The organism is Siccibacter colletis, assembly GCF_025914095.1.
Taxonomy (GTDB): Bacteria; Pseudomonadota; Gammaproteobacteria; order Enterobacterales; family Enterobacteriaceae; genus Siccibacter; species Siccibacter colletis.
In genome coordinates this window covers 1,091,332-1,111,878 of the sequence record NZ_CP074352.1, presented here as the reverse complement: position 1 = coordinate 1,111,878, position 20,547 = coordinate 1,091,332, and the positions used below count along the sequence as shown (strand labels likewise).

At 59.2% G+C, this 20,547-nt stretch carries 18 protein-coding genes; 6 read left to right on the top strand and 12 right to left on the bottom strand.

Annotation, left to right across the window (positions count from 1 at the left end; translation table 11 throughout):
* Positions 1-50: 50 nt before the first annotated feature.
* The gene (gene pagP / locus KFZ77_RS05335; protein ID WP_264385650.1) at positions 51-611 is read right to left on the bottom strand and encodes a lipid IV(A) palmitoyltransferase PagP; all 561 of its coding nucleotides are present in this window, start codon (positions 609-611) and stop codon (positions 51-53) included.
* A gap of 460 nt (positions 612-1,071) precedes the next feature.
* Here pagP and rna point away from each other — a divergent pair, with 460 nt between their 5' ends.
* Complete coding sequence (gene rna, locus KFZ77_RS05330; protein WP_264385649.1) at positions 1,072-1,878, top strand: ribonuclease I; 807 nt, start codon at positions 1,072-1,074, stop codon at positions 1,876-1,878.
* Between the two features lie 28 nt (positions 1,879-1,906).
* Here rna and KFZ77_RS05325 read toward each other — a convergent pair whose 3' ends face one another.
* From KFZ77_RS05325 to KFZ77_RS05300, 6 genes are all read right to left on the bottom strand, one after another.
* Positions 1,907-3,580 (bottom strand): glycoside hydrolase family 13 protein, encoded by a 1,674-nt coding sequence (locus KFZ77_RS05325; RefSeq protein WP_264385648.1) that lies wholly within the window; start codon positions 3,578-3,580, stop codon positions 1,907-1,909.
* 3 nt (positions 3,581-3,583) lie between these two features.
* The gene (locus tag KFZ77_RS05320; protein WP_264385647.1) at positions 3,584-5,233 is read right to left on the bottom strand and encodes a glycoside hydrolase family 13 protein; all 1,650 of its coding nucleotides are present in this window, start codon (positions 5,231-5,233) and stop codon (positions 3,584-3,586) included.
* Positions 5,233-6,357 carry an ABC transporter ATP-binding protein gene (locus KFZ77_RS05315; protein ID WP_031524824.1) on the bottom strand — a complete coding sequence of 375 codons (1,125 nt, stop codon included), beginning with the start codon at positions 6,355-6,357 and terminating at the stop codon, positions 5,233-5,235. The genes KFZ77_RS05320 and KFZ77_RS05315 overlap by 1 nt, the downstream gene beginning before the upstream one ends.
* A gap of 2 nt (positions 6,358-6,359) precedes the next feature.
* Entirely contained in the window at positions 6,360-7,205 is an 846-nt protein-coding gene (locus KFZ77_RS05310) for a carbohydrate ABC transporter permease (protein ID WP_031524822.1), read from the bottom strand.
* Positions 7,202-8,158, bottom strand: a complete 957-nt coding sequence (locus KFZ77_RS05305) for a carbohydrate ABC transporter permease (protein WP_031524820.1) — start codon at positions 8,156-8,158, stop codon at positions 7,202-7,204. Before KFZ77_RS05305 ends, KFZ77_RS05310 begins: the two co-directional genes overlap by 4 nt.
* Before the next feature lie 106 nt (positions 8,159-8,264).
* On the bottom strand, positions 8,265-9,530 hold the full coding sequence (locus KFZ77_RS05300) for an ABC transporter substrate-binding protein (RefSeq protein ID WP_264385646.1): 1,266 nt from the start codon (positions 9,528-9,530) through the stop codon (positions 8,265-8,267).
* A 478-nt stretch (positions 9,531-10,008) separates the two neighbouring features.
* Here KFZ77_RS05300 and KFZ77_RS05295 point away from each other — a divergent pair, with 478 nt between their 5' ends.
* Both KFZ77_RS05295 and rnk read left to right on the top strand, forming a co-directional pair.
* Positions 10,009-11,385 (top strand): GntP family permease, encoded by a 1,377-nt coding sequence (locus KFZ77_RS05295; RefSeq protein ID WP_264385645.1) that lies wholly within the window; start codon positions 10,009-10,011, stop codon positions 11,383-11,385.
* Positions 11,386-11,531: 146 nt separating this feature from the next.
* On the top strand, positions 11,532-11,942 hold the full coding sequence (gene rnk / locus KFZ77_RS05290) for a nucleoside diphosphate kinase regulator (RefSeq protein ID WP_031524813.1): 411 nt from the start codon (positions 11,532-11,534) through the stop codon (positions 11,940-11,942).
* A gap of 74 nt (positions 11,943-12,016) precedes the next feature.
* Here the strand turns inward: rnk and KFZ77_RS05285 are convergent, their stop codons facing one another.
* The 4 genes from KFZ77_RS05285 to KFZ77_RS05270 all read right to left on the bottom strand — a co-directional run bounded on the left by KFZ77_RS05285 (position 12,017) and on the right by KFZ77_RS05270 (position 17,380).
* Complete coding sequence (locus KFZ77_RS05285; RefSeq protein WP_264385644.1) at positions 12,017-13,249, bottom strand: zinc-dependent alcohol dehydrogenase; 1,233 nt, start codon at positions 13,247-13,249, stop codon at positions 12,017-12,019.
* Between the two features lie 236 nt (positions 13,250-13,485).
* Positions 13,486-15,051: an alkyl hydroperoxide reductase subunit F gene (ahpF, locus tag KFZ77_RS05280; protein WP_264385643.1), complete on the bottom strand. Its 1,566-nt coding sequence runs from the start codon at positions 15,049-15,051 to the stop codon at positions 13,486-13,488.
* 250 nt (positions 15,052-15,301) lie between these two features.
* On the bottom strand, positions 15,302-15,865 hold the full coding sequence (ahpC, locus tag KFZ77_RS05275; protein WP_031524808.1) for an alkyl hydroperoxide reductase subunit C: 564 nt from the start codon (positions 15,863-15,865) through the stop codon (positions 15,302-15,304).
* 354 nt (positions 15,866-16,219) lie between these two features.
* Positions 16,220-17,380, bottom strand: coding sequence for a pyridoxal phosphate-dependent aminotransferase (locus tag KFZ77_RS05270; protein ID WP_264385642.1), 1,161 nt, complete (start codon positions 17,378-17,380; stop codon positions 16,220-16,222).
* A 135-nt stretch (positions 17,381-17,515) separates the two neighbouring features.
* Between KFZ77_RS05270 and KFZ77_RS05265 the strand changes: the two genes are divergently transcribed.
* The 3 genes from KFZ77_RS05265 to KFZ77_RS05255 are packed head-to-tail and all read left to right on the top strand — an operon-like array spanning position 17,516 to position 19,355.
* Positions 17,516-18,130, top strand: coding sequence for a methylthioribulose 1-phosphate dehydratase (locus tag KFZ77_RS05265; RefSeq protein WP_031524804.1), 615 nt, complete (start codon positions 17,516-17,518; stop codon positions 18,128-18,130).
* Positions 18,127-18,816 (top strand): acireductone synthase, encoded by a 690-nt coding sequence (gene mtnC, locus KFZ77_RS05260; RefSeq protein ID WP_264385641.1) that lies wholly within the window; start codon positions 18,127-18,129, stop codon positions 18,814-18,816. Before KFZ77_RS05265 ends, mtnC begins: the two co-directional genes overlap by 4 nt.
* Complete coding sequence (locus KFZ77_RS05255) at positions 18,813-19,355, top strand: 1,2-dihydroxy-3-keto-5-methylthiopentene dioxygenase (RefSeq protein WP_264385640.1); 543 nt, start codon at positions 18,813-18,815, stop codon at positions 19,353-19,355. Before mtnC ends, KFZ77_RS05255 begins: the two co-directional genes overlap by 4 nt.
* A gap of 67 nt (positions 19,356-19,422) precedes the next feature.
* On the opposite strand, the gene mtnA is transcribed toward KFZ77_RS05255, so the two are convergent.
* Positions 19,423-20,445: an S-methyl-5-thioribose-1-phosphate isomerase gene (mtnA, locus tag KFZ77_RS05250; protein ID WP_264385639.1), complete on the bottom strand. Its 1,023-nt coding sequence runs from the start codon at positions 20,443-20,445 to the stop codon at positions 19,423-19,425.
* Positions 20,446-20,547 lie beyond the last annotated feature (102 nt).

The following is a 20,547-nucleotide window of genomic DNA, read 5'->3' as shown; positions in this document are numbered from 1 at the left end:
AATTTATAAGGGATATATCCTAAGCGCCTGTTATGGCGTTTACATTTCTTTTAAAACTGGAAGCGGAACCAGGCAAAGTAAACGTTACCGTTATTGTACGTGCCGGGGATATAGGTCATCTGGAATGTCGCCGGGCCATAGCCAACAGACGCCAGCGGCAGCACGGCAGGTATCGGGATGTACTTCCAGTTATCGCGCGCCGTCACACCGGCGGTATACCCCAGCCCAAGCCGGAAATTGTCATCCGCCAGCGGACGCCATGTTTTCTCCCAGCCATAACCGATGAAGGGTTCCCATTTGTTGTACGAATCCTTAAACGCCATTGCGTACAGGCCGTGCCAGTTGCCCTTCTCATCCCAGCGCGACTGGCCGATACCGGCCCCCCACGGGCGCTCGTTGTATTCATCCGTTTTATCTTTGTCATAGGCGAAGCGCGCATGCCAGGTGATCGCCGGCACGTAAAGATCGTAGTGCTGAGGTTCGTTCCACGTCTGCACCACGTTATCGGTGAAGGTGGCGAACCAGCCTTTATCGCTATTGTCGGTGGCGGCCTGCGCCAGCGGGTGAAATGCCAGAAGAATATAAAAAAGAAAACAGCGTTTAACAGACATCACGTTTAATTAATACCAGTCAGAAAATTGAATACAGTCTAATCAAGACTATCTTAATGAATCCTTAACCAGTATTGAGTTAAGTCTTAAAGACACATTTAACGCAAACGTTAACACCTGTTTTTTCAGGGGATAATTGATGTCGTTTGGCTGCGGAAATAAACCTTTCACTGAGGCTCGATTTTACTCTGTTTGAGCTATGCCACAGCTGGCGTGGCTTGCAGCGATGCCAACTTATCCAGCGCGGTAGAAAAAACAATAGCCTGATAACGGTTTACGCGTCGTTTAGCTATTACGCGATACAGCCCTGGCTGCTGCCTGAAATAATACTGCCGGGAAGGTTCCCGGCAATAAAATTGCCGTAAGTCTTTTACAGCGCACGGGTTATTCAACCTGCGTTTACGCTTTTATGGTTTAATAGCGGTCCGGAATTTGTCGGCATAACCAATCAGGATGAAAAATGAATAAGCTTGGGTACAGTCTGGCCGTCGCCGCAGTTGCCGTTGCCGCCTCCTGCGCGCAGGCGCAGCCGCTGGTGGCGACACGCTATGCTGATTTTGACCGCTATGTGCTGGCGCTCTCCTGGCAGACCGGTTTTTGTCAAAGCCTGCATGCGGATAACCGGAGCGAACCCGACGAGTGTCGCCTGCTGAAAGAGCAGGAGGACAAAACCCACTTCCTGACCGTACACGGCCTGTGGCCCTCTCTGCCGAAGTCGATAGCGGCACGCGGCGTCGATGATCGTCGCTGGATGCGCTACGGCTGCGCCGCACGCCCGGTGCCGAACATGCCGGAAGCGCGCGCCTCGCGCAAATGCGATGCTGAAGAAACCGGGCTGTCGCTGGAGATGGCAGCAAAACTGAATGACGTGATGCCCGGTGCGGGCGGCAACTCGTGCCTGGAGCGCTATGAATACGCCAAACACGGCGTCTGCTTTGGCTTTGACCCCGATGCCTGGTTCGGCACCATGGTGCGCATGAATCATGAAGTGAAGGCCAGCGAACTCGGGCGCTTCATCGCCCGCCATTACGGTCAGCGCATCAGCCGCAGCGACTTCACCGCCGCGCTGGAAAAAGCCTGGGGCAAGAATGCGGTGAAATCCCTGGCGCTGCGCTGCGACGGTAACCCGGCATGGCTGACGGAAATTCAGCTTACCATCAAGGCCAGCGCCGTTAACGCCCCGCTGAATAAAACCAGCTTTGTGCCGCAACCGCACCCCGGCAACTGCGGCAGCGAATTCATTCTCGACGCCGTCGGCTACGAGTAAAAACGGGGCCTGGCGCCCCGTTGCTGTATCAGAAGCATTTACAGACCCGCGTCTCCCAGGGGCGCAGGCGATACGGATCTTCCCCTTCTTCCATGTTCGTCAGCAGGCATATCGCCCCCTGTAACGACAGCGCCGCCTCCGGCCACAGCGCGTGTTTACCGGAAAGGTTGCACAGCACGACAATGTGGTCATCGCCCAGGGTTCGGCTGTAGGCATAGATCTGCGGATGCTCCGCCAGCAGCAGATCATATTTCCCGTACACCAGCGCCCGCTCGCGCTTGCGCAGGCGAATCATCTCGCGATGAAAATTGAGCACCGACTGCGCATCCCAGAGCTGGCTTTCGACGTTGATCATCTCGTAGTTAGGGTTCACCGCCAGCCAGGGCTGATGGGTACTGAACCCGGCGAAGGGGGAAGCATCCCACTGCATCGGCGTGCGCGAGTTATCGCGCCCGGTGCGGTTGAGAAACGCCAGGATCTCCTCCTCCGGCATCCCCTGGCGCTGCAGTTCGCGCGCTTTGTTGTGGGCCGATACATCGTCAAAGGCATCAAGGGAGGTGAAGCGCGTGTTGGTCATGCCAATCTCCTGCCCCTGATAGATAAACGGCGTGCCCTGCATCAGGAACCACATCGCCGCGATACAGGTTGCGCTCTCCCGCCAGTGGCGCTCGGTATCACCCCAGCGCGAAGTAATACGCGTCACGTCATGGTTTTCGACGTAGAGCGCATTCCAGCCCCTGCCCTCCAGTGCGGTCTGCCAGTCGGTGAAGATGCGCTTGAGCGCTGCCGGCTCCGGGCGCAACCCTGCTTCAGGCTCCCACAGCCGCACGTGCTCAAACTGGAACACCATATTCAGCCGCTGGCGATGTTCCCCGACCCACTCCTCGGCGTGAGCCGCGTCGAGGCCATTCATCTCCCCGACGGTCACAATATCGTAGTGGTTAAACACCTTTGCGCAGATGTCGTCCACGTAATCGAGCAGCCCGTCATAATTGAGATGGCTGACCATCGACGGGGCATACGGCAGATTATCCGGGTTCGGCACATCGGCCAGCGTCGGCTCTTTTTTCATGTGGGCGATAGCATCGATGCGGAAGCCGTCGATGCCTTTGTCGAGCCACCAGCGCATCATGTCATACACCGCCTCACGCATCTGGTGATTCTCCCAGTTGAGATCTGGCTGACGACGGCTGAAGAGGTGCATAAAGTACTGCCCGATGGTCGGGTCATACTCCCAGGCGGAGCCATTAAAAATGGATTCCCAGTTATTGGGCTCCGCGCCGTTGCGCCCGTCGCGCCAGATATACCAGTCGCGCTTCGGGTTATCTTTTGAGGCGCGGGATTCCAGAAACCACGGATGCTCATCGGAGGTATGGTTGACCACCAGGTCGAGGATCAGCCGCATGCCGCGGGCGTGCACCGCCTCCAGCAGACGGTCGAAATCCGCCATAGTGCCGAACTCCGCCATGATGGCGTGATAGTCGCTAATGTCATAGCCGTTATCGTCATTCGGCGAGCGGTACATCGGGCAGATCCAGATGAGGTCGATGCCCAGCTCCTGCAGATAGTCGAGCTTTTCGCTAATGCCGTTGAGATCCCCTATCCCGTCGCCGTTGCTGTCCTTAAAACTGCGCGGATAGATTTGATAAGCCACTGCTTCCTTCCACCAGCGTTCGCTGTGCGGCGTGGTTATGTCACTCATGTACTACTCCCGTATCAGTAACGCGAAAGATTCATAAGGCTGAAGTTCAAGGCTCACCGCCAGCTGGTCACGCGGGGCATAGTTGCTGATGAGGCACTCGCCGTGCCAGGCCTGAAGCGGCTCGGGGATCTCCAGCGTCAGGCGCTCGCGGCTAAAGCTGTTGATCACCAGCAGGGTGTTGCCTTCATAGCGGCGCAGCCAGGCAAAAATCTGCGGATGTTCGGCGAACAGCATCTGGTAGTCGCCGTACACCAGCACCGGGTGGGCTTTGCGCAGCGCCACCAGTTTCTGGTAGTGCCAGAGAATCGAGTCCGGCTCGGCCAGGGCCTTCGCCACGTTGATGCTGCGATAGTTCGGGTTGACCGCCATCCACGGCGTACCGGTGGTGAAACCAGCGTGCGCACTGTCATCCCACTGCACCGGCGAGCGGGCGTTATCGCGGCCGTTGGCGTGGATGCCGGTCATCATCTCATCGTGGGTAATGCCCGCCGCGATGCGCTCGCGGTAGAAGTTCAGGCTTTCGATATCGCGGTACTCTTCAATGGTGCTCCAGCGCACGTTAGTCATGCCGATCTCTTCGCCCTGGTAGATATAGGGCGTGCCCTTCAGGCAGTGCAGCGCGGTGGCGAGCATTTTGGCCGAGGCTTCACGAAACTCGCCTTCATCGCCAAATTTCGACACCGCGCGCGGCAGGTCGTGATTGCTCCAGAACAGCGAGTTCCAGCCCCGGTCGGCCAGCGCGGTCTGCCACTTGTCGATCACCGCCTTAAAGCGCGACAGCTCAAAGGGCCGGCTGCGCCACTTGCCGTGCTTCTCATCCCAGGTCTGCTTGATGTGCTCGAACTGAAACACCATCGACAGCTCCTCGCGATCCGGGTCGCTGTAAAGCAGCGCATCCTCCGGCGTCGCACTCCAGGTCTCGCCCACCGTCAGCATGTCGCGCGCGCCGTAGGTGGCGCGATTCATCTGGTGGATCAGCAGGTGCAGGTTTTTCCCCTTCGCCATGATCTGCTTATCCACCTCTTTGCCGATAAGATCGATCACGTCCATGCGGAAACCGCCGATGCCGCGATCCAGCCAGCGGTTCATCATGGCGTGCACCTCCTCCTGCACCTGCGGATTCTCCCAGTTAAGATCCGGCTGGCGCACCGAAAACTGATGCAGATAGTACTCGCCGCTGGCCTCATCAAACGTCCAGCCGCTGCCGCCGAAATAGGAGCGAAAATCATTTGGTGGCCCGCCGTCCGGGGCCGGTTTACGCCAGATGTAGAAATCGCGGTACGGGTTGTCTTTGCCTTTCTGGGCTTCGAGAAACCAGGGGTGTTCGTCGGAGGTGTGGTTAACGACAAGATCCATCAGGATGTGAATATCCCGCGCCTTCGCCTCCTGAATGAGCTGCTCCATCTCCGCCATAGTGCCGAATTCGGCAGCGATATCTTCGTAGTCAGAGATGTCGTAGCCGTTGTCATCCATTGGCGAGCGGTAGACCGGCGAAAGCCAGATAAGATTAATGCCGAGCTGCTGGAGATAGTCGAGTTTGCTGATGATGCCTGCGAGATCGCCTATGCCGTCGCCGTTGGCATCCATAAAGCTGCGCGGGTAGATCTGATACACCACCGCGTTGTGCCACCACTTGTGCTCAATTGCTTTCATCACGCTTCCTTCTGTTGGTGGTCGGGCGTCAACAGACGACGCAACGCCCTCCCCTCACTGCCGAAAAGATAGCCGTGCTCGGGTGCCAGCCGCAGCCCTACGTGCTGCTCCGGGCGCACCTCAAGCCGTGAAGTATGGCGCATCACCAGCGGTTCCGCCCCGTAGCCGCCGTTAACGTAGAGCAGCGTTTCGTTGCCCATGTGCTCGACAAACAGCACTTCGCCTTCAACGTCCGCCCCGGCGAGCGGCATCACTTCAAGGTGTTCCGGGCGAATGCCGAACTGCACCGCCTCCCCCGGCTGATGCCCGGTGCCGTCCACCGCCAGCACCATCCGGTGACCGTTCTCCAGCTCGACCTCGCACTGTGTGGCATCGCCGCGCACCAGCTGGCCGGGGATCAGGTTCATCTTCGGCGAGCCGATAAACTGCGCCACAAACACGTTTTGCGGATGGTCGTACAGCTCAAGCGGCGTGCCGACCTGCTCAATCGCGCCTTTGTTCAGCACCACGATGCGGTCAGCAAGGGTCATCGCCTCGACCTGGTCGTGGGTGACGTAGAGAATGGTGGCGTTGATGCGCCGGTGCAGGGCGGCGATCTCCATGCGCATCTGCACCCGAAGCGAGGCATCCAGGTTGGAGAGCGGTTCGTCGAACAGAAACAGGCTCGGCTCACGCACGATGGCGCGGCCAATCGCCACGCGCTGGCGCTGACCGCCGGAGAGATCTTTAGGCCGCCTGTCGAGCAGATTTTCCAGCTGCAGGATGCGCGCGCTGGCCTGAACCCGCTCGTCGATCTCCTTCTCCGACAGCTTCGCCATCTCCAGCGCAAAGGCCATATTCTGGTACACGGTCATATGCGGATAGAGCGCATAGGACTGAAACACCATGCCGATGCCGCGCTCGGAGGGGGTGTCATCGTTCACGCACACGCCGTCGATAAACATCTCGCCGCTGCTGATCTCCTCCAGCCCGGCCACGAGGCGCAGCAGGGTTGATTTTCCGCAGCCGGACGGGCCGACCACCACCACAAATTCGCCGCTGTTGATGTCGAGGTCGAGCGGCTTGATCACTTCAGCATGGGTGCCGAAGCGCTTCTGAACTTTCGCAAGCTGTAGCTGAGCCATAGTTACCCCTTAATCGCGCCGCTGGTCAGGCCGCTGACGATCCGTTTCTGGAAAATCAGCACCAGGATAATGATCGGCAGCGTCACAATCACCGACGCCGCCATAATGCTGCCCCAGGGCAGCTCAAAGCTGGAGGCGCCGCTGAACAGGCTGATCGCCACCGGCACGGTGCGTTTCGCCCCTGAAATAATAAAGGTGAGCGCGAACATGAACTCGTTCCACGCGCCGATAAACGCCAGCAGCCCGGTGGTTGCCAGCGCCGGAGCAAGTACCGGGGCAAACACCCGGCGGATAATGGTGCCGGTTTTCGCGCCGTCCACGATGGCTGCCTCCTCCAGCTCCACCGGAATGGTTTTGATAAAGGTGGTCAGCACCCAGACGGTAAACGGGAGCGAAAAGGTGGTGTAGGAGATGATCAGCGCCCCGAGAGAGTCATACAGCCCGAGAAAACGCACCAGCTCGAACATGCCGGTCAGCACCGCCACCTGGGGAAACATTGAGACGCAGAGGATGGTGAACAGCAGCGCTTTGCGACCGCGGAAGTTCACCCGCGCCAGCGCGAACGCGGCGGTGATGGAGACCAGCAGGCACAGCCCGACCGTGATCCCGGCGACCAGCATTGAGTTCAGCAGGCTGCGGGCGATGCCGTTATCCACCAGCGCCACCACGTAGTTATCCCAGTGCCAGCCGGTGGGATACCACACCGGGGTAAACAGCTCCTGGCCGCTGCGCAACGAACTCAGCACCGCGTAGTAGAACGGGAACAGGCAGAACAGCGAGGCCAGCAGCGCACCGGTATAGATAACGATTTTGCCGCTGACCCTGCGTTGCTTACGCGAAAGCTTCATGAGGATTTCTCCTTCTCATTGAGCCGTGAGACGCGGATAAACACCGCGGCGATCCCGGCTACCATCATGAACACCAGCACCGCTGCAGCCGATCCCATGCCCATATCCTGATAGGTGACGATCTGCTCCCGGGCGTAGCCGGACACCGACATCGTCGCCTCGCTGTTGGAGGTCAGCACGTAGATCAGATCGAAGACGCGCATCGCATCCATCACGCGGAAGATCAGCGCCACCACCAGCGCCGGCATGATCAGCGGCAGGGTAATACGCTTGAAGCGCTGCCAGGCGCTGGCACCGTCCACCCGCGCCGCCTCGTAGAGATCGCCGGGGATCAGCTGCAGCGCGGCCAGCAGCATCAGCGCCATAAAGGGCGTGGTCTTCCAGACGTCGGCGATCACCACCGCCCACATCGACAGCGACGGCTCAGCAATCCACGCCAGATGCGACGGCAGCCCGAGACGCCCGAGCATGTCGTTGATCACCCCGTACTGGTCGTGGAACATCCAGCCCCACATCTTGGCGCTGACAATGGTCGGGATCGCCCAGGGCACCAGAATGGCGGTGCGCACCAGCGCCCGTCCGCGAAACTTCTCATTCATCAGCAGGGCCAGCAGCAGGCCAAACACCAGCTCCAGCGAGACGGAGACCACGCTGAACCACAGGGTATTGCCCACCGCCTGCCACCACAGCGGGTCGCTCAGTACCCCAATGGTGATGTCGTCCCGGTGAGCAAAGTAGTTTGCCAGGCCGACCATCTCATAGTCGCTGGGGTTATCGAGCAGAGCGTTGGTAAAGCTGAACCAGATGGTGCGGGCCAGCGGCCAGCCGGCAGCGAGCGCCAGCAGCAGCAGCGCCGGGGCGATCAGTAACCAGGCGCCGCGGCGGCGCCGCTGGTGCAGGCTGGCTTTGCGCCGGCGTGGAGGTGGGGAAGTCGGTGAAATATCGCTACTCATAGGCACTCCGGTGACGGTTCACAGTGTTGCCTCAGCGCGCTAACGCTGGGGTAATCCGGGCATTGAGCACGCTTTCGCCCCTCCCTGAGGAGGGGCGTTCCTCGCTTTAGCGCCAGCCGGAGGCTTTGGTGCGCGTCAGGCGTTTCTCCAGATCCGCCACCGCTTTTTTGCCGTCCTCTTTACCGTTCAGCACGCTGAAGGTGACGTTGAAGATGGCGTTCGAGACGCGGGGATACTGTGCTTTGGTGACCGTCGCCGGGCGCGGCACCGCCTGAGCAAAAATGTCGCGGAACATCGTCAGATGCGGGGCCAGCGTCTGCACCTCTTTGTCGTCATAGAGCGCCACGCGGGTTGGCGCATGACCGAGGATTTTCAGGCGGGTTTTCTGCGAATCGTTATCGGTAAGGATTTTCACCAGTTCAATCGCCGCCTGCGGATTTTTGGTGTTGCCGTTCACCGACCAGTGCCAGCCGCCCAGCGCGGTAGCCCCTTTACCCTCCGGGCCGACCGGCAGCGCGGTGACGCCCACTTTGCCTTTCAGCGGGCTGTCATCCGCCTGGGAAAGCTGGTACGCGTAAGGCCAGTTGCGCATGAACAGCGCATCGCCGTTCTGGAACACCGAGCGCGACTCCTCCTCCTTGTAACCGAGCACCCCTTTCGGTGCGATGGTGCCGATCCAGCCTTTCGCCATATCCAGCGCCTGAGCCGCTTTCGGGTTGTTGATGGTGATATTGCCCTTCTCATCAATAAACGTGCCGCCGCCCCAGGAGTTCACCCACTCCAGCGCATTACAGGTCAGCCCCTCGTAAGACTTGCCCTGGAACACCAGCCCCCAGAAGTTCTTCTTACCTTCGTTGCGCTCGGCGGCCTGGATTTTGGTGGCGATGCGCGTCAGCTCCGGCCAGGTTTTGGGCGGCTGCTCCTGGTATTTCTCCAGCAGATCTTTGCGGTAGAACAGCACCCCGGTATCGATATAGCCAGGCACTGCTTTCAGGCGACCGTTAACGCTGTTGTTCTGCCACGGGCCGGGGAAAAACTTCTCTTTGTCAGCGCCCATCGCGTCAGTGAGATCGAGGGTTTGCTTATCGAGCAGGCCAATCCAGATGGAATCGGTTTCGAAGACGTCCACCGCTTTTTCATCGTTGGCGGCAAACAGCTGTTGCAGCAGAGCCAGCTTCTCATCGGAGCCGGACGGAAACTCAATAAACTCCAGCTGGTGCTGGGTCTGTTTTTCAAAGCGGTCCTTGATGTATTTGCAGTACTCTTTTCCGCCCGGCGACACCGGGCACTCCATGCGCAGGGTATCTGCAACACTAGCCTGGCAAAATCCTGCCAGCGCCACCGTCAGGGCACTTAACGTCAGCGTTTTCATCTTCACCTCTTGATAATTGTTGTAGTAAGAGGTGGCCTCTGGCCGAAGGCTTCAAGGCCGCCGCAATCGGAATCGCGCAAAAATGCGCCATAACAACAAGCTAGCTAACGATCCCGTTATGCAGCAAAAAAGTTGCCCTGCGCTTAAGTGAAATAGCGATACAGAGCACGGAACGGGCGATAACCCAATAAATAACGCGCGGAAATGTTGCGAAACTGCAAATACCTGCAAAGCATTAACAGCGGGGTGGCATTGGCCTGCTCGCGGTCAGCACGCCTGTGTTGCGGTAGCACAATTGTAAAAACGGGCATCAGCAGGCTTTACACAGTTCTTTGAACTGCATCCCAAAATGTTAATAAATATGTCGATGGATATTTACAGTGACCTGGATGTTACCGATATCATGTTACCGGTATCAGAGAGCGCACCTGCACGTCGCACCGGTAAAGCGCCAATGTGAATCCTGAGGATAATAACAATGACCGAAACAACTTACGCCTATGGCGCCGGAACCCTGCTCGGCATTGCTGCCGCAGCGGTAGTTCTGCTGCTGGTGCTGATCATGCGCTTCCGGGTGCATGCTTTTCTGGCCCTCACCCTTGTCAGCGTGCTGGTGGCCATCGCCACGAAAGTCCCGTTTGATAAAATCGTCCCGACTATCCTGAGCGGCTTCGGATCGACGCTGGCGGGTGTCGCCCTGCTGGTGGGCCTGGGCGCGATGATTGGCCGCCTGCTGGAAGTCTCCGGCGGTGCCAAAGTGCTGGCCGATACCCTGATAAACAAATTCGGCTCGCATCGCGCCCCGTTTGCGCTTGGCGTGGCCTCGCTGCTGTTCGGCTTCCCAATCTTCTTTGATGCCGGTCTGGTGGTGATGCTGCCGATTATCTTCAGCGTGGCCAAGCAGTTTGGCGGCTCGACCCTGAAGTACGCCTTCCCGGCGGCGGGCGCGTTTGCAGTGATGCACGCGCTGGTGCCACCACATCCGGGTCCGGTTGCTGCCAGCGAACTGCTGGGTGCCAACATCGGCCTGCTGGTGTTCGTGGGCCTGATTATCGCCCTGCCCACCTGGTACATTGGCGGTTACCTGTACGGCCAGTATGCCGGTAAAAAATTCGATATTAAGCTGCCCTCTTCCTTCCTCGGCGAAGTGGAGCAGGACGCTAACCACAAGCCGCCGTCATTTGGCATGGTGCTGACTATCCTGCTGATGCCGCTGGTGCTGATTTTCCTCGATACCGGCCTGAATACCGCCACGGTGCTGGGCTGGGTCAGCGCGGACAGTACGGTGGTGAACTTCCTGCGCATGCTGGGGAAAACCCCGATTGCCCTGCTGATCACCGTCTTCTTCTCGCTCTGGGTCTTCAGCGGTCGTCACAGCCTCAGCCATCTGGAAAAAATCTGCGACGGCGCGCTGGGTCCGATCTGCGGCATCATTCTGGTGACCGGCGCGGGCGGGATGTTCGGCGGCGTGCTGCGCGCCAGCGGCATCGGCGATGCGCTGGCGGGCGTGCTCTCCGACACCGGGATGCCGATTATCGTGGCGGCCTTCGTCATCTCTACCGCCCTGCGCGTGGCACAAGGCTCGGCGACCGTGGCACTGACCACCACCGCGGCGCTGGTCGCCCCAATGGTGCAGGCCACTACCGGCCTGAGTGAATTCGACCTGTGCTTCATCGTTATCGCCATCGCCGGCGGCGCTACCGTGCTGTCCCACGTTAACGACTCCGGTTTCTGGCTGGTTGGTCGCTTCCTGGAGATGGACGAGAAAACCACTCTGAAAACCTGGACCGTGATGGAAACCCTGCTCGGCAGCCTGGCGTTTATCTTCGCCGCTATCGGCAGCCTGATCCTGTAAGGAAGATTGTGAAGTAACGCACTTCAAAAGCGTCTTCAGGGCCAGTATTATCCCCTTAGCTAACCCTCATCGCCTGGCGGTGAGGGTTTTCTTTTGGCGCAATCACCCGCACGCTGCGGGATGCACGACATAACATGGAGTAAGAGATGTCCAGACCAGCCATCATCATCAATGAACTTGATGCGGTGCGTATCGATTCGCTGCTTGAAAAGCCCGAGTACGCCACGCTTCCGGTTGCCCAGGCGCTGAATGCCGAACTCGATCGCGCAACGCTGCTCGCCCCGCAGGCGATGCCGCACAACGTGGTGAGCATGCAAAGTGAAGTGGAGTTTCGCGATTTAGCCAGCGGCGAGCGCTACGTGCGTAAACTGGTGTACCCGTCGCAGATGACGGACAGCAGCACCCAGCTCTCGGTGCTGGCCCCGGTGGGCGCAGCGCTGTTGGGACTTGAAGTGGGGAAAACCATCCAGTGGACGCTCCCGGGCGGCAGCGAGGCGCATCTGGAAGTGCTGGCGCTGCGCTATCAGCCTGAAGCCGCCGGTGATTTCCACCTCTGACCTCCCCGACTGACGCGCCTGCGCGTTGTTGCAGAGGATGCTCACGCATCCTCTTTCCGTTTTAACGCAGCCTGTTATGGCACCAGCGGCGTATTGACGATTCCGGTCACCCTGTCGCGCGCGGCTTCCGGTGAAGCAGCTCCCGGCACCAGAATCACCTTCCGGCACTCCTCTTCGCGCTTCTCAAAGATTTTGTAGCCTTCCGCAGCCGCATCGAGCGGCATGTAGTGAGTAACAATCTCTTCCGGGTGAATCAGCCCTTTTTCAATCAGCTCCAGCAGTTCCGGCAGCCATTTCTGCACGTGGGTCTGCCCCATTTTAAAGGTGATGCCTTTATCAAACGCATCACCGAACATGAAGCCATGGATAAACCCGGCATAGACGCCCGGCACGCTCACCACGCCACCGCGGCGCACCGCAGCGATACACTGGCGCAGCGCCTTACCGCTACTGCCCTCAATTTTCAGGTTAGTCAGCAGGGTTTCGGTTTTGCTGCCTTTCGCTTCGAAGCCGACAGCATCAATCACGCCGTCCACGCCGCGGTTGCCGAGGGTACGCTCAATGATCGCCGCCGCCGGATCGTCAATCTCATCAAAGTTAATCGGGATCGCGCCGTAGCGCTGTTCGGCAAACGCCAGACGGTAGGCGTTGTGATCGACCATAAAGATTTGCTCGGCACCCAGATAGCGGGCGCAGGCGGCGCTCAGCAAGCCAACCGGGCCGGCACCATAGATCGCCACGCGGGAGCCTTTCCCAATCTCGGCGTTTTTCACCGCCTGCCACGCGGTGGGCAGAATGTCCGACAGGAACAGCACTTTATCATCAGCCAGGGTTGACGGGACTTTGATCGGGCCGACGTTGGCTTTCGGCACGCGCACGTACTCTGCCTGCCCGCCCGGCACGCCGCCGTAGAGGTGGCTGAAGCCAAACAGTGCCGCCGGGGCCGGGATCTGTTTCTTGTTCAGCGCGGCGCCGTGACCAGGATTGGTGGTTTCACAGGCAGAATACTGTTGCAGGTGGCAGAAGAAACAGTCGCCGCAGGCAATCACAAACGGGACGACCACGCGATCGCCCTTGCGCAGGTTGGTGATACCGCGTCCGGTTTCCACCACTTCGCCCATAAACTCGTGGCCGAAAATGTCGCCGTGCTCGGTTTGCGGAATTTTACCGCGGTAAAGGTGCAGGTCTGAGCCGCAGATGGCGGTGGCGGTGACGCGCAGGATCACGTCATCATCGGCGAAAATGGAGGGGTCGGGAACATTATCGACGCGGACATCGTGGGCACCGTGATAGGTTAACGCTTTCATAATCTGGCCTCCTGGTTACGCCAGGCTCTGCGACGTTTTTTAGCTGCGCACAATGAGCCGGGCGGCTGGAATTTCAGTGAAAAAGCGAAGCGGTACGCTTCACTCTCCTCTGACCAAGGGTAGCCAGGCCAGATGCCCTGCCCGCCTTTTTGCGGCCAGACGGCGGCTGATTGGGATTTATCCTGGGCATAAAAAAAGGCCGCATCGGCGGCCTTTTTGTCACGTCACGCTGTGCGTTACGCGGTTTTAGTACGGATCAGATAGTCAAACGCGCTCAAAGACGCTTTCGCACCTTCGCCGGTAGCGATGATGATCTGCTTGTACGGCACGGTGGTGCAGTCGCCCGCCGCGAACACGCCTTTAACGCTGGTTTCGCATTTGGCGTCGATGATGATTTCGCCCATGCGGCTACGCTCAATGGCGCCTTCCAGCCAGTTAGTGTTCGGCAGCAGACCAATCTGGACGAAGATACCCGCCAGTTCCAGAGTGTGTTTCGCACCGCTGACGCGATCCTGATACTCCAGTGCGGTCATTTTGCTGCCGTCGCCGATCACTTCGGTGGTCATGGCGTTGAGGATGATCTCCACGTTCGGCAGGCTGCGCAGTTTGTCCTGCAGCACCTGGTCCGCTTTCATCTCCGGTGCAAACTCCAGCAGGGTAACGTGTTCAACGATACCGGCCAGGTCGATGGCCGCTTCAACGCCGGAGTTACCGCCGCCGATGACGCCAACGCGTTTGCCTTTAAACAGCGGGCCGTCACAGTGCGGGCAGTAGGTCACGCCTTTGGTGCGGTACTGATCTTCACCCGGCACGTTCATGTTACGCCATTTAGCACCGGTCGCGATGATAATGCTGCGCGCTTTCAGGGTGGCGCCAGACGCGGTTTCGATCTGGTGCAGGCCGCCTTCAACGCTTGCCGGAACCAGGCGAGTTGCGCTCTGGGAGTCGATAACGTCAACGTCATAGTCGTTAACGTGCGCTTTCAGGGCGCCCGCCAGCTTCTGACCTTCTGTTTTCGGCACCGAAATGTAGTTTTCGATATCCACGGTATCCAGCACCTGGCCGCCGAAACGCTCGCCCATCAGACCGGTACGAATGCCTTTACGCGCAGAGTACACCGCTGCTGCCGCGCCCGCCGGGCCGGAGCCGACGATCAGCACGTCGTAAGCATCACGCTGGTTCAGGGCTTCCGCCGCACGTTTTTCCGCGCCGGTATCCACTTTGGCAACGATTTCCGCCAGCGTCATACGGCCAGAGCCGAACTCGTTACCGTTCAGGAATACCGCCGGTACGCCCATCACGTTGCGTTCGGTGATTTCGTTCTGGAACGCGCCGCCGTCCACTGCGGTGTGCTTGATACGCGGGTTCAGCACCGCCATCAGGTTCAGCGCCTGCACCACGTCCGGGCAGTTATGGCAGGAGAGCGAGTAATAGGTTTCAAACTCGAAGTCGCCATCGAGGTTAGCGATCTGCTCCAGCAGCTCTTTCGCTTCTTTCGACGGGTGACCACCGGTCCACAGCAGCGCCAGCACCAGAGAAGTAAATTCGTGACCCAGCGGGGAACCGGCAAAGCGCGGGCCTTTGGTAAAGCCTGGGTTGGTGATCAGGAATGACGGTTTGCGAACCGGCAGCGTGTTGTCTTCTTTGAACGAGACTTTGTCAGACAGTTCAGCGATTTCAGCCAGCAGTTCCTTGATTTCAATCGATTTCGCGCTGTCATCCAGCGTGGCAATCAACTCAACAGGCTTCGTCAGACGCTCAAGGTATGCTTTGAGCTGGGTTTTCATATTGGTGTCGAGCATTGTTAATCTCCTGGGCTTAAAACATCATCATGCAAGCTGCCTTTTGCGGCTGCCTGAATGCAACTTGAATCATGGTGTGCGGGATAAAAATCGGGTGCAAAACTGCACCCGAGATATTACGTAAATTTCCGAGTATTTCGCGTTACGGGAAGGCGGCGAGCTTATGAATCCCCGGGAGCTTACACAAGTAAGTGACCGGGGTGAGTAAGCGAAGCCAACGCACCCGTGGCGTGAAAGACGACAGAAATTTTTAGATTTTGCCAACCAGGTCGAGGGAAGGAGCCAGAGTCGCTTCGCCTTCTTTCCACTTAGCCGGGCACACTTCGCCTGGGTGAGCAGCAACGTACTGAGCAGCTTTGATTTTACGCAGCAGGTCAGACGCGTCGCGGCCGATGCCTTCAGCGGTAACTTCAATCGCCTGGATGATGCCCTGCGGGTCAACGATGAAGGTACCACGGTCAGCCAGACCTTCGTCTTCACGCATGTTTTCGAAGTTACGGGTCAGGGCGCCAGTCGGGTCACCGATCATCGCGTATTTGATTTTTGCGATGGTGTCGGAGCTGCTGTGCCATGCTTTGTGGGTGAAGTGGGTGTCGGTAGACACAGAGTAAACGTCTACGCCCAGCTTCTGCAGTTCGTCGTGGTGATCTGCAACGTCGCCCAGTTCGGTCGGGCAAACGAAGGTGAAGTCAGCCGGATAGAAGAAGAATACGCTCCAGCGGCCTTCAGTGTCTTTCTCGGTGACTTCGATGAATTCACCGTTTTTGAACGCCATGTTTTTGAAAGGTTTGATTTTGGTGTTAATCAAGGACATCTATACTTCCTCCGTGGTTTCGATGGGATAAAGGTATCGAAATTCTCTCGCTGCTGCTAATGCGTTTGCATTATCAAATCAATAAGCGATAGCTAACAACCTTTACCCGTATGCTTTGCGACGGACAAAAATGGCTTATACACCTTTTTCCGCGCCAACGTTCGGTTTTGCTCTATAAACAAAAAAGCCACCTGAGACGGGTGGCTTTGAACCTGAAATACCCGCAGGTAACTTCAAGGGCGTGTTTTGCAAAAACACGCAAAACGCATTGATTAGAACACTCCCCCTGTAAAAGGGCAATGCGCCTTTTCCGCTATCTCGCCTATGGCTGTGATAGGTTCTGGCTGTCTGGTTTCAGAGCGAAACCAGACGTGCCGCGGCGGCGTCCAGCGTCGCTTCCTGCTTGGCAAAGCACAGCCGAATCAGTTTATGCGGGAAGGGATCGGCAAAGAATACCGACAGCGGGATCGCTGCCACACCGATCTCGGTGGTTAGCCAGCGGCAGAAGCTGACGTCATCCAGATCGGAGATCGCGCTGTAGTCCGCCAGCAGAAAATAGGTGCCTTCGCATGGCAGGATCTCAAAGCGGCTCGCCGCCAGCGCCTGCACAAAGCGATCGCGCCGAGCGCGGTAGAACGCCGGCAGTTCGCGGTAATGCTCAGGCTGCTCGCGCAGCATGTCGGCCAGCGCCAGCTGCGCCGGGGTATTCACCGAGAACGTCAGATACTGGTGCACTTTACGCACCTCGGCGCTCAGGGCCGCGGGTGCAATGCAGTACCCCACCTTCCAGCCGGTCATATGATAGGTTTTGCCGAACGACGACACGGCAATGGCACGCTCACGCAGTTGCGGGTGGCTCAGCACGCTGGCGTGGCCTTCCGGAGCAAAACAGATGTGCTCATACACTTCATCGCTCAGCACAAAAATGTTGCGCGCGGCGATGGCCTGCCACAGCGCGGCAAAGTCGGCCTGCTGCCATACCGTGGCGGAGGGGTTGTGTGGGGTGTTGAGGATCACTAAGCGGGTTTTGTCACTCAGCAGCGTAGCGAAATGGGCCCAGTCGACGCGGAAATGCGGCGGCTGCAGCGCCTGGCGCTTCAGCACGCCGCCCGCCAGCTGAATGGCCGGGGCATAGCTGTCATAGCTCGGGTCGAAGCAGACCACTTCATCCCCCGGCCGCACCAGCGCAGTGATGGCAGCGTAAAGCGCTTCCGTGGCACCGGCCGTCACGGTGACCTCAGTGTCAGCATCCGGGCGATAGCCATAGAGCGCCGCGGTCTTATCGGCAATGGCCTCGCGCAGCGGTGCTACGCCGGTCATTGGCGCATACTGGTTCGCCCCCTGCGCCACATGGTACGCCAGTCGCTCCTGTAAGAAGCGCGGCCCGTCGAAATCCGGGAACCCCTGCGAGAGGTTGATCGCCTGATGCGCCTGCGCCAGCGCGCTCATTTGCGTAAAGATGGTGGTGCCGAGTGCGGGAAGTTTGCTTTCAGGAATCAGGGGGTTAGCGCTCATTATTTTTGTGCCTGTCAGGATTCAGATTGTAATGCGTGTGTTGCCGCCACTATATCACGATGTTAGTATTTGGCAATCAAGACGCTTAGACGTCTAAATAACAACACTAATCCTCCCGACAGACGGAGCCTGCACATGACACAACCGCTGCACCTTGAAGCCCTGGTAGAAACCTGCCGCTGGATTGGCCATAAAGGCTGGGCACCCGCCACCGGCGGCAATATGTCGGTGCGCGAAGATGCGCGCTGGTGCTGGCTCAGCGAATCGGGCCGCGATAAAGGCAGCCTGACCCGCGACGATTTTCTCCAGGTGGAGATCGCGACCAACACCGCACCGTCCGGCCGCAGACCATCGGCGGAAACCGGGCTGCACACCCTGATTTATCGTCTGTTTCCGGAGGCTAACGCGGTGCTCCATGTTCACACCGTGAATGCCACGGTGCTGTCGCGCATCGAAACGTCCCCGCTGCTGCGCCTGCAGGGCTACGAAATGCAGAAATCGCTGGCCGGACAGCAGTCCCATCTCGATACGGTTGATATCCCACTGTTCGACAACGATCAGGACATCGCGGCGCTGGCTGAGCGCATCGCGCAGTATGCAGAGACCACCCCGCTGCGCTATGGTTTCCTGCTGCGCGGCCACGGCCTCACCTGTTGGGGCCGGGACGTGAGCGAAGCCCGCCGCCATCTGGAAGGACTGGAATTTTTATTTGAATGCGAACTGCGCTTACGCCAGCTGGAGAGAAAATGATTCGCGCGATTGTTACCGACATTGAAGGCACCACCAGCGACATCCGCTTCGTGCACAACGTGCTGTTCCCCTATGCCCGCGAGCGTCTGGCAGAAGTAGTGCGCACCCGGCAGGCGAGCGACCCGGTGCGCAGCGCCCTTGCCGCCCTGCGCGAAGAGATTGCCGCACCGGAAGCCGATACCGACACGCTGATCGCCACGCTGCTGCGCTTTATGGATGAGGACCGCAAATCCACGGCGCTGAAAGCGCTACAGGGCCACATCTGGCGCGACGGCTATCTCAACGGCGACTTTACCGGCCACCTTTATCCTGACGTGCTCCCGGCGCTGCAGACCTGGCGTGCCCGGGGAATCGACCTCTACGTGTATTCGTCAGGCTCGGTTGCGGCGCAACAACTCCTGTTTGGCTACAGCGATGCGGGCGACATTACGTCGCTGTTCAGCGGCTACTTCGATACCCACGTGGGTGCCAAACGTGACGAGCAGTCCTATCGCAACATCGCCGCGCAGATCGGCGCACCTGCCGATTCGCTGCTATTTTTATCGGACATCCATCAGGAACTGGACGCAGCCAGCGCGGCAGGCTGGCGGACGGTACAGCTGATTCGCGGCGCGGCGGACACCGCCAGCCAGCATCGCCAGGTCGCGACGTTTAGCGACATTGTAATGGAGCAGAGTGCCTTATGAGTGGACTGACGATTTTTTCCGACAACGATGCCACCACCGCGCTGTGGCAGAGCCGCGACGCCGAGGAGATCAAGGCGCAACTGAACGCTCAGGGCGTGCGCTTTGAGCGCTGGGCCGCAGATCGCGAGCTGGGTGCCGAGCCAGATGCGCAGACGGTGATTGACGCTTATCAGCACGCCATCGACCGGCTGGTGCAGGAGAAAGGCTATCAGAGCTGGGATGTGATCAGCATCCGCCCGGATAACCCGCATAAAGCGGCGATGCGCGGCAAATTCCTTAACGAACATACCCACGGCGAGGACGAAGTGCGCTTCTTTGTGGAAGGGGCCGGACTGTTCTGCCTGCACATTGGCGACAAGGTTTATCAGGTGCTGTGCGAGAAAAACGACCTGATCTCGGTGCCCGCCGGCACGCCGCACTGGTTCGATATGGGCTCCGAGCCGAGCTTTACCGCAATCCGCATCTTCGATAATCCGGAGGGCTGGATCGCGCAGTTCACCGGGAATGACATCGCGGCGGGCTATCCGACGCTGGCGTAATCCCCAGCGGGTAAAACCTTCTGTCACTTTCCAGGGTGGGTGAGCATTGCGCGCCCACCCTTATTCCTTACCGCGCCGCAAATACCCCGTCGCGCACCTGCTCCGGCGTTACCACGCCGCTGTCCAGCACCCAGGCGCTGATAAGCTCTGCGGGAGTGACATCGAACGCCGGGTTATACACGGCGGCCTGTTCGGGTGCCCACTGGACCGTCCCAAAGCTTCCCGCCACGCCGGTAATCTCCGTCGCGGCGCGCTGTTCAATCGGGATCGCCGCCCCGTTCGGGCAGGCCGGGTCCAGCGTGGTCTGCGGTGCCGCCACGTAAAACGGAATGCGGTGATAGTGGGCCAGCACGGCCAGCGAGTAGGTGCCGATTTTATTGGCCACGTCGCCGTTAGCCGCAATGCGATCCGCGCCGACCCATACGGCATCAACCTCGCCCTGGGCCATCAGGCTCGCCGCCATCGAGTCGGTAATCAGCCGGTACGGTACGCCCCACTCGCCCAGCTCCCAGGCCGTCAGACGCCCGCCCTGGAGCAATGGCCGGGTTTCATCCACCCAGACGTTCGCCACCTTGCCCGTCTCAAACGCATGGGCGATAACCCCCAGCGCGGTGCCGCGTCCGGCCGTCGCCAGCCCGCCGGTGTTGCAGTGGGTCAGCAGGCGGCTGCCGGGCGGCACCAGCGCGGCCCCGGCCTCGGCGATGCGGTCGCACAGCGCCCTGTCCTCTTCTACCAGCCGCAGCGCTTCCGTAACCAGCGCCGGCACGTAGTCCGGCTGCGCCAGCGCGGCGCGCATACGGTCAAGGTTATTCATCAGGTTAACTGCCGTCGGACGCGCCGCACGCAGCGTCTCCAGCGCCGCAGCCAGCGCCTCGCGGCTGGCACCGCGCTCGGCCAGCAGCGCCAGTAGCAGGCTGGCGGACAGACCAATCAGCGGCGCACCGCGCACCCGCAGGGCGTGGATATGCCCGACCAGCGCCTCGACGCTGTCGGCCGGAAGCCAGTTTTTTTGCTGCGGCAGCGCCTGCTGGTCGAGGATCCAGAACTGGTTGCCCTCTACCCGCAGGCTGGTGGTCTGAAGTGTCTGCATGTCGTTAAATCCCTGTTGCGTTGTTGTACGACATTGTGTCAGGATGAAGTCCAGATGTATAGACGTCTGAATGGCTTAATATCCAGAATAACAGAGGACAGT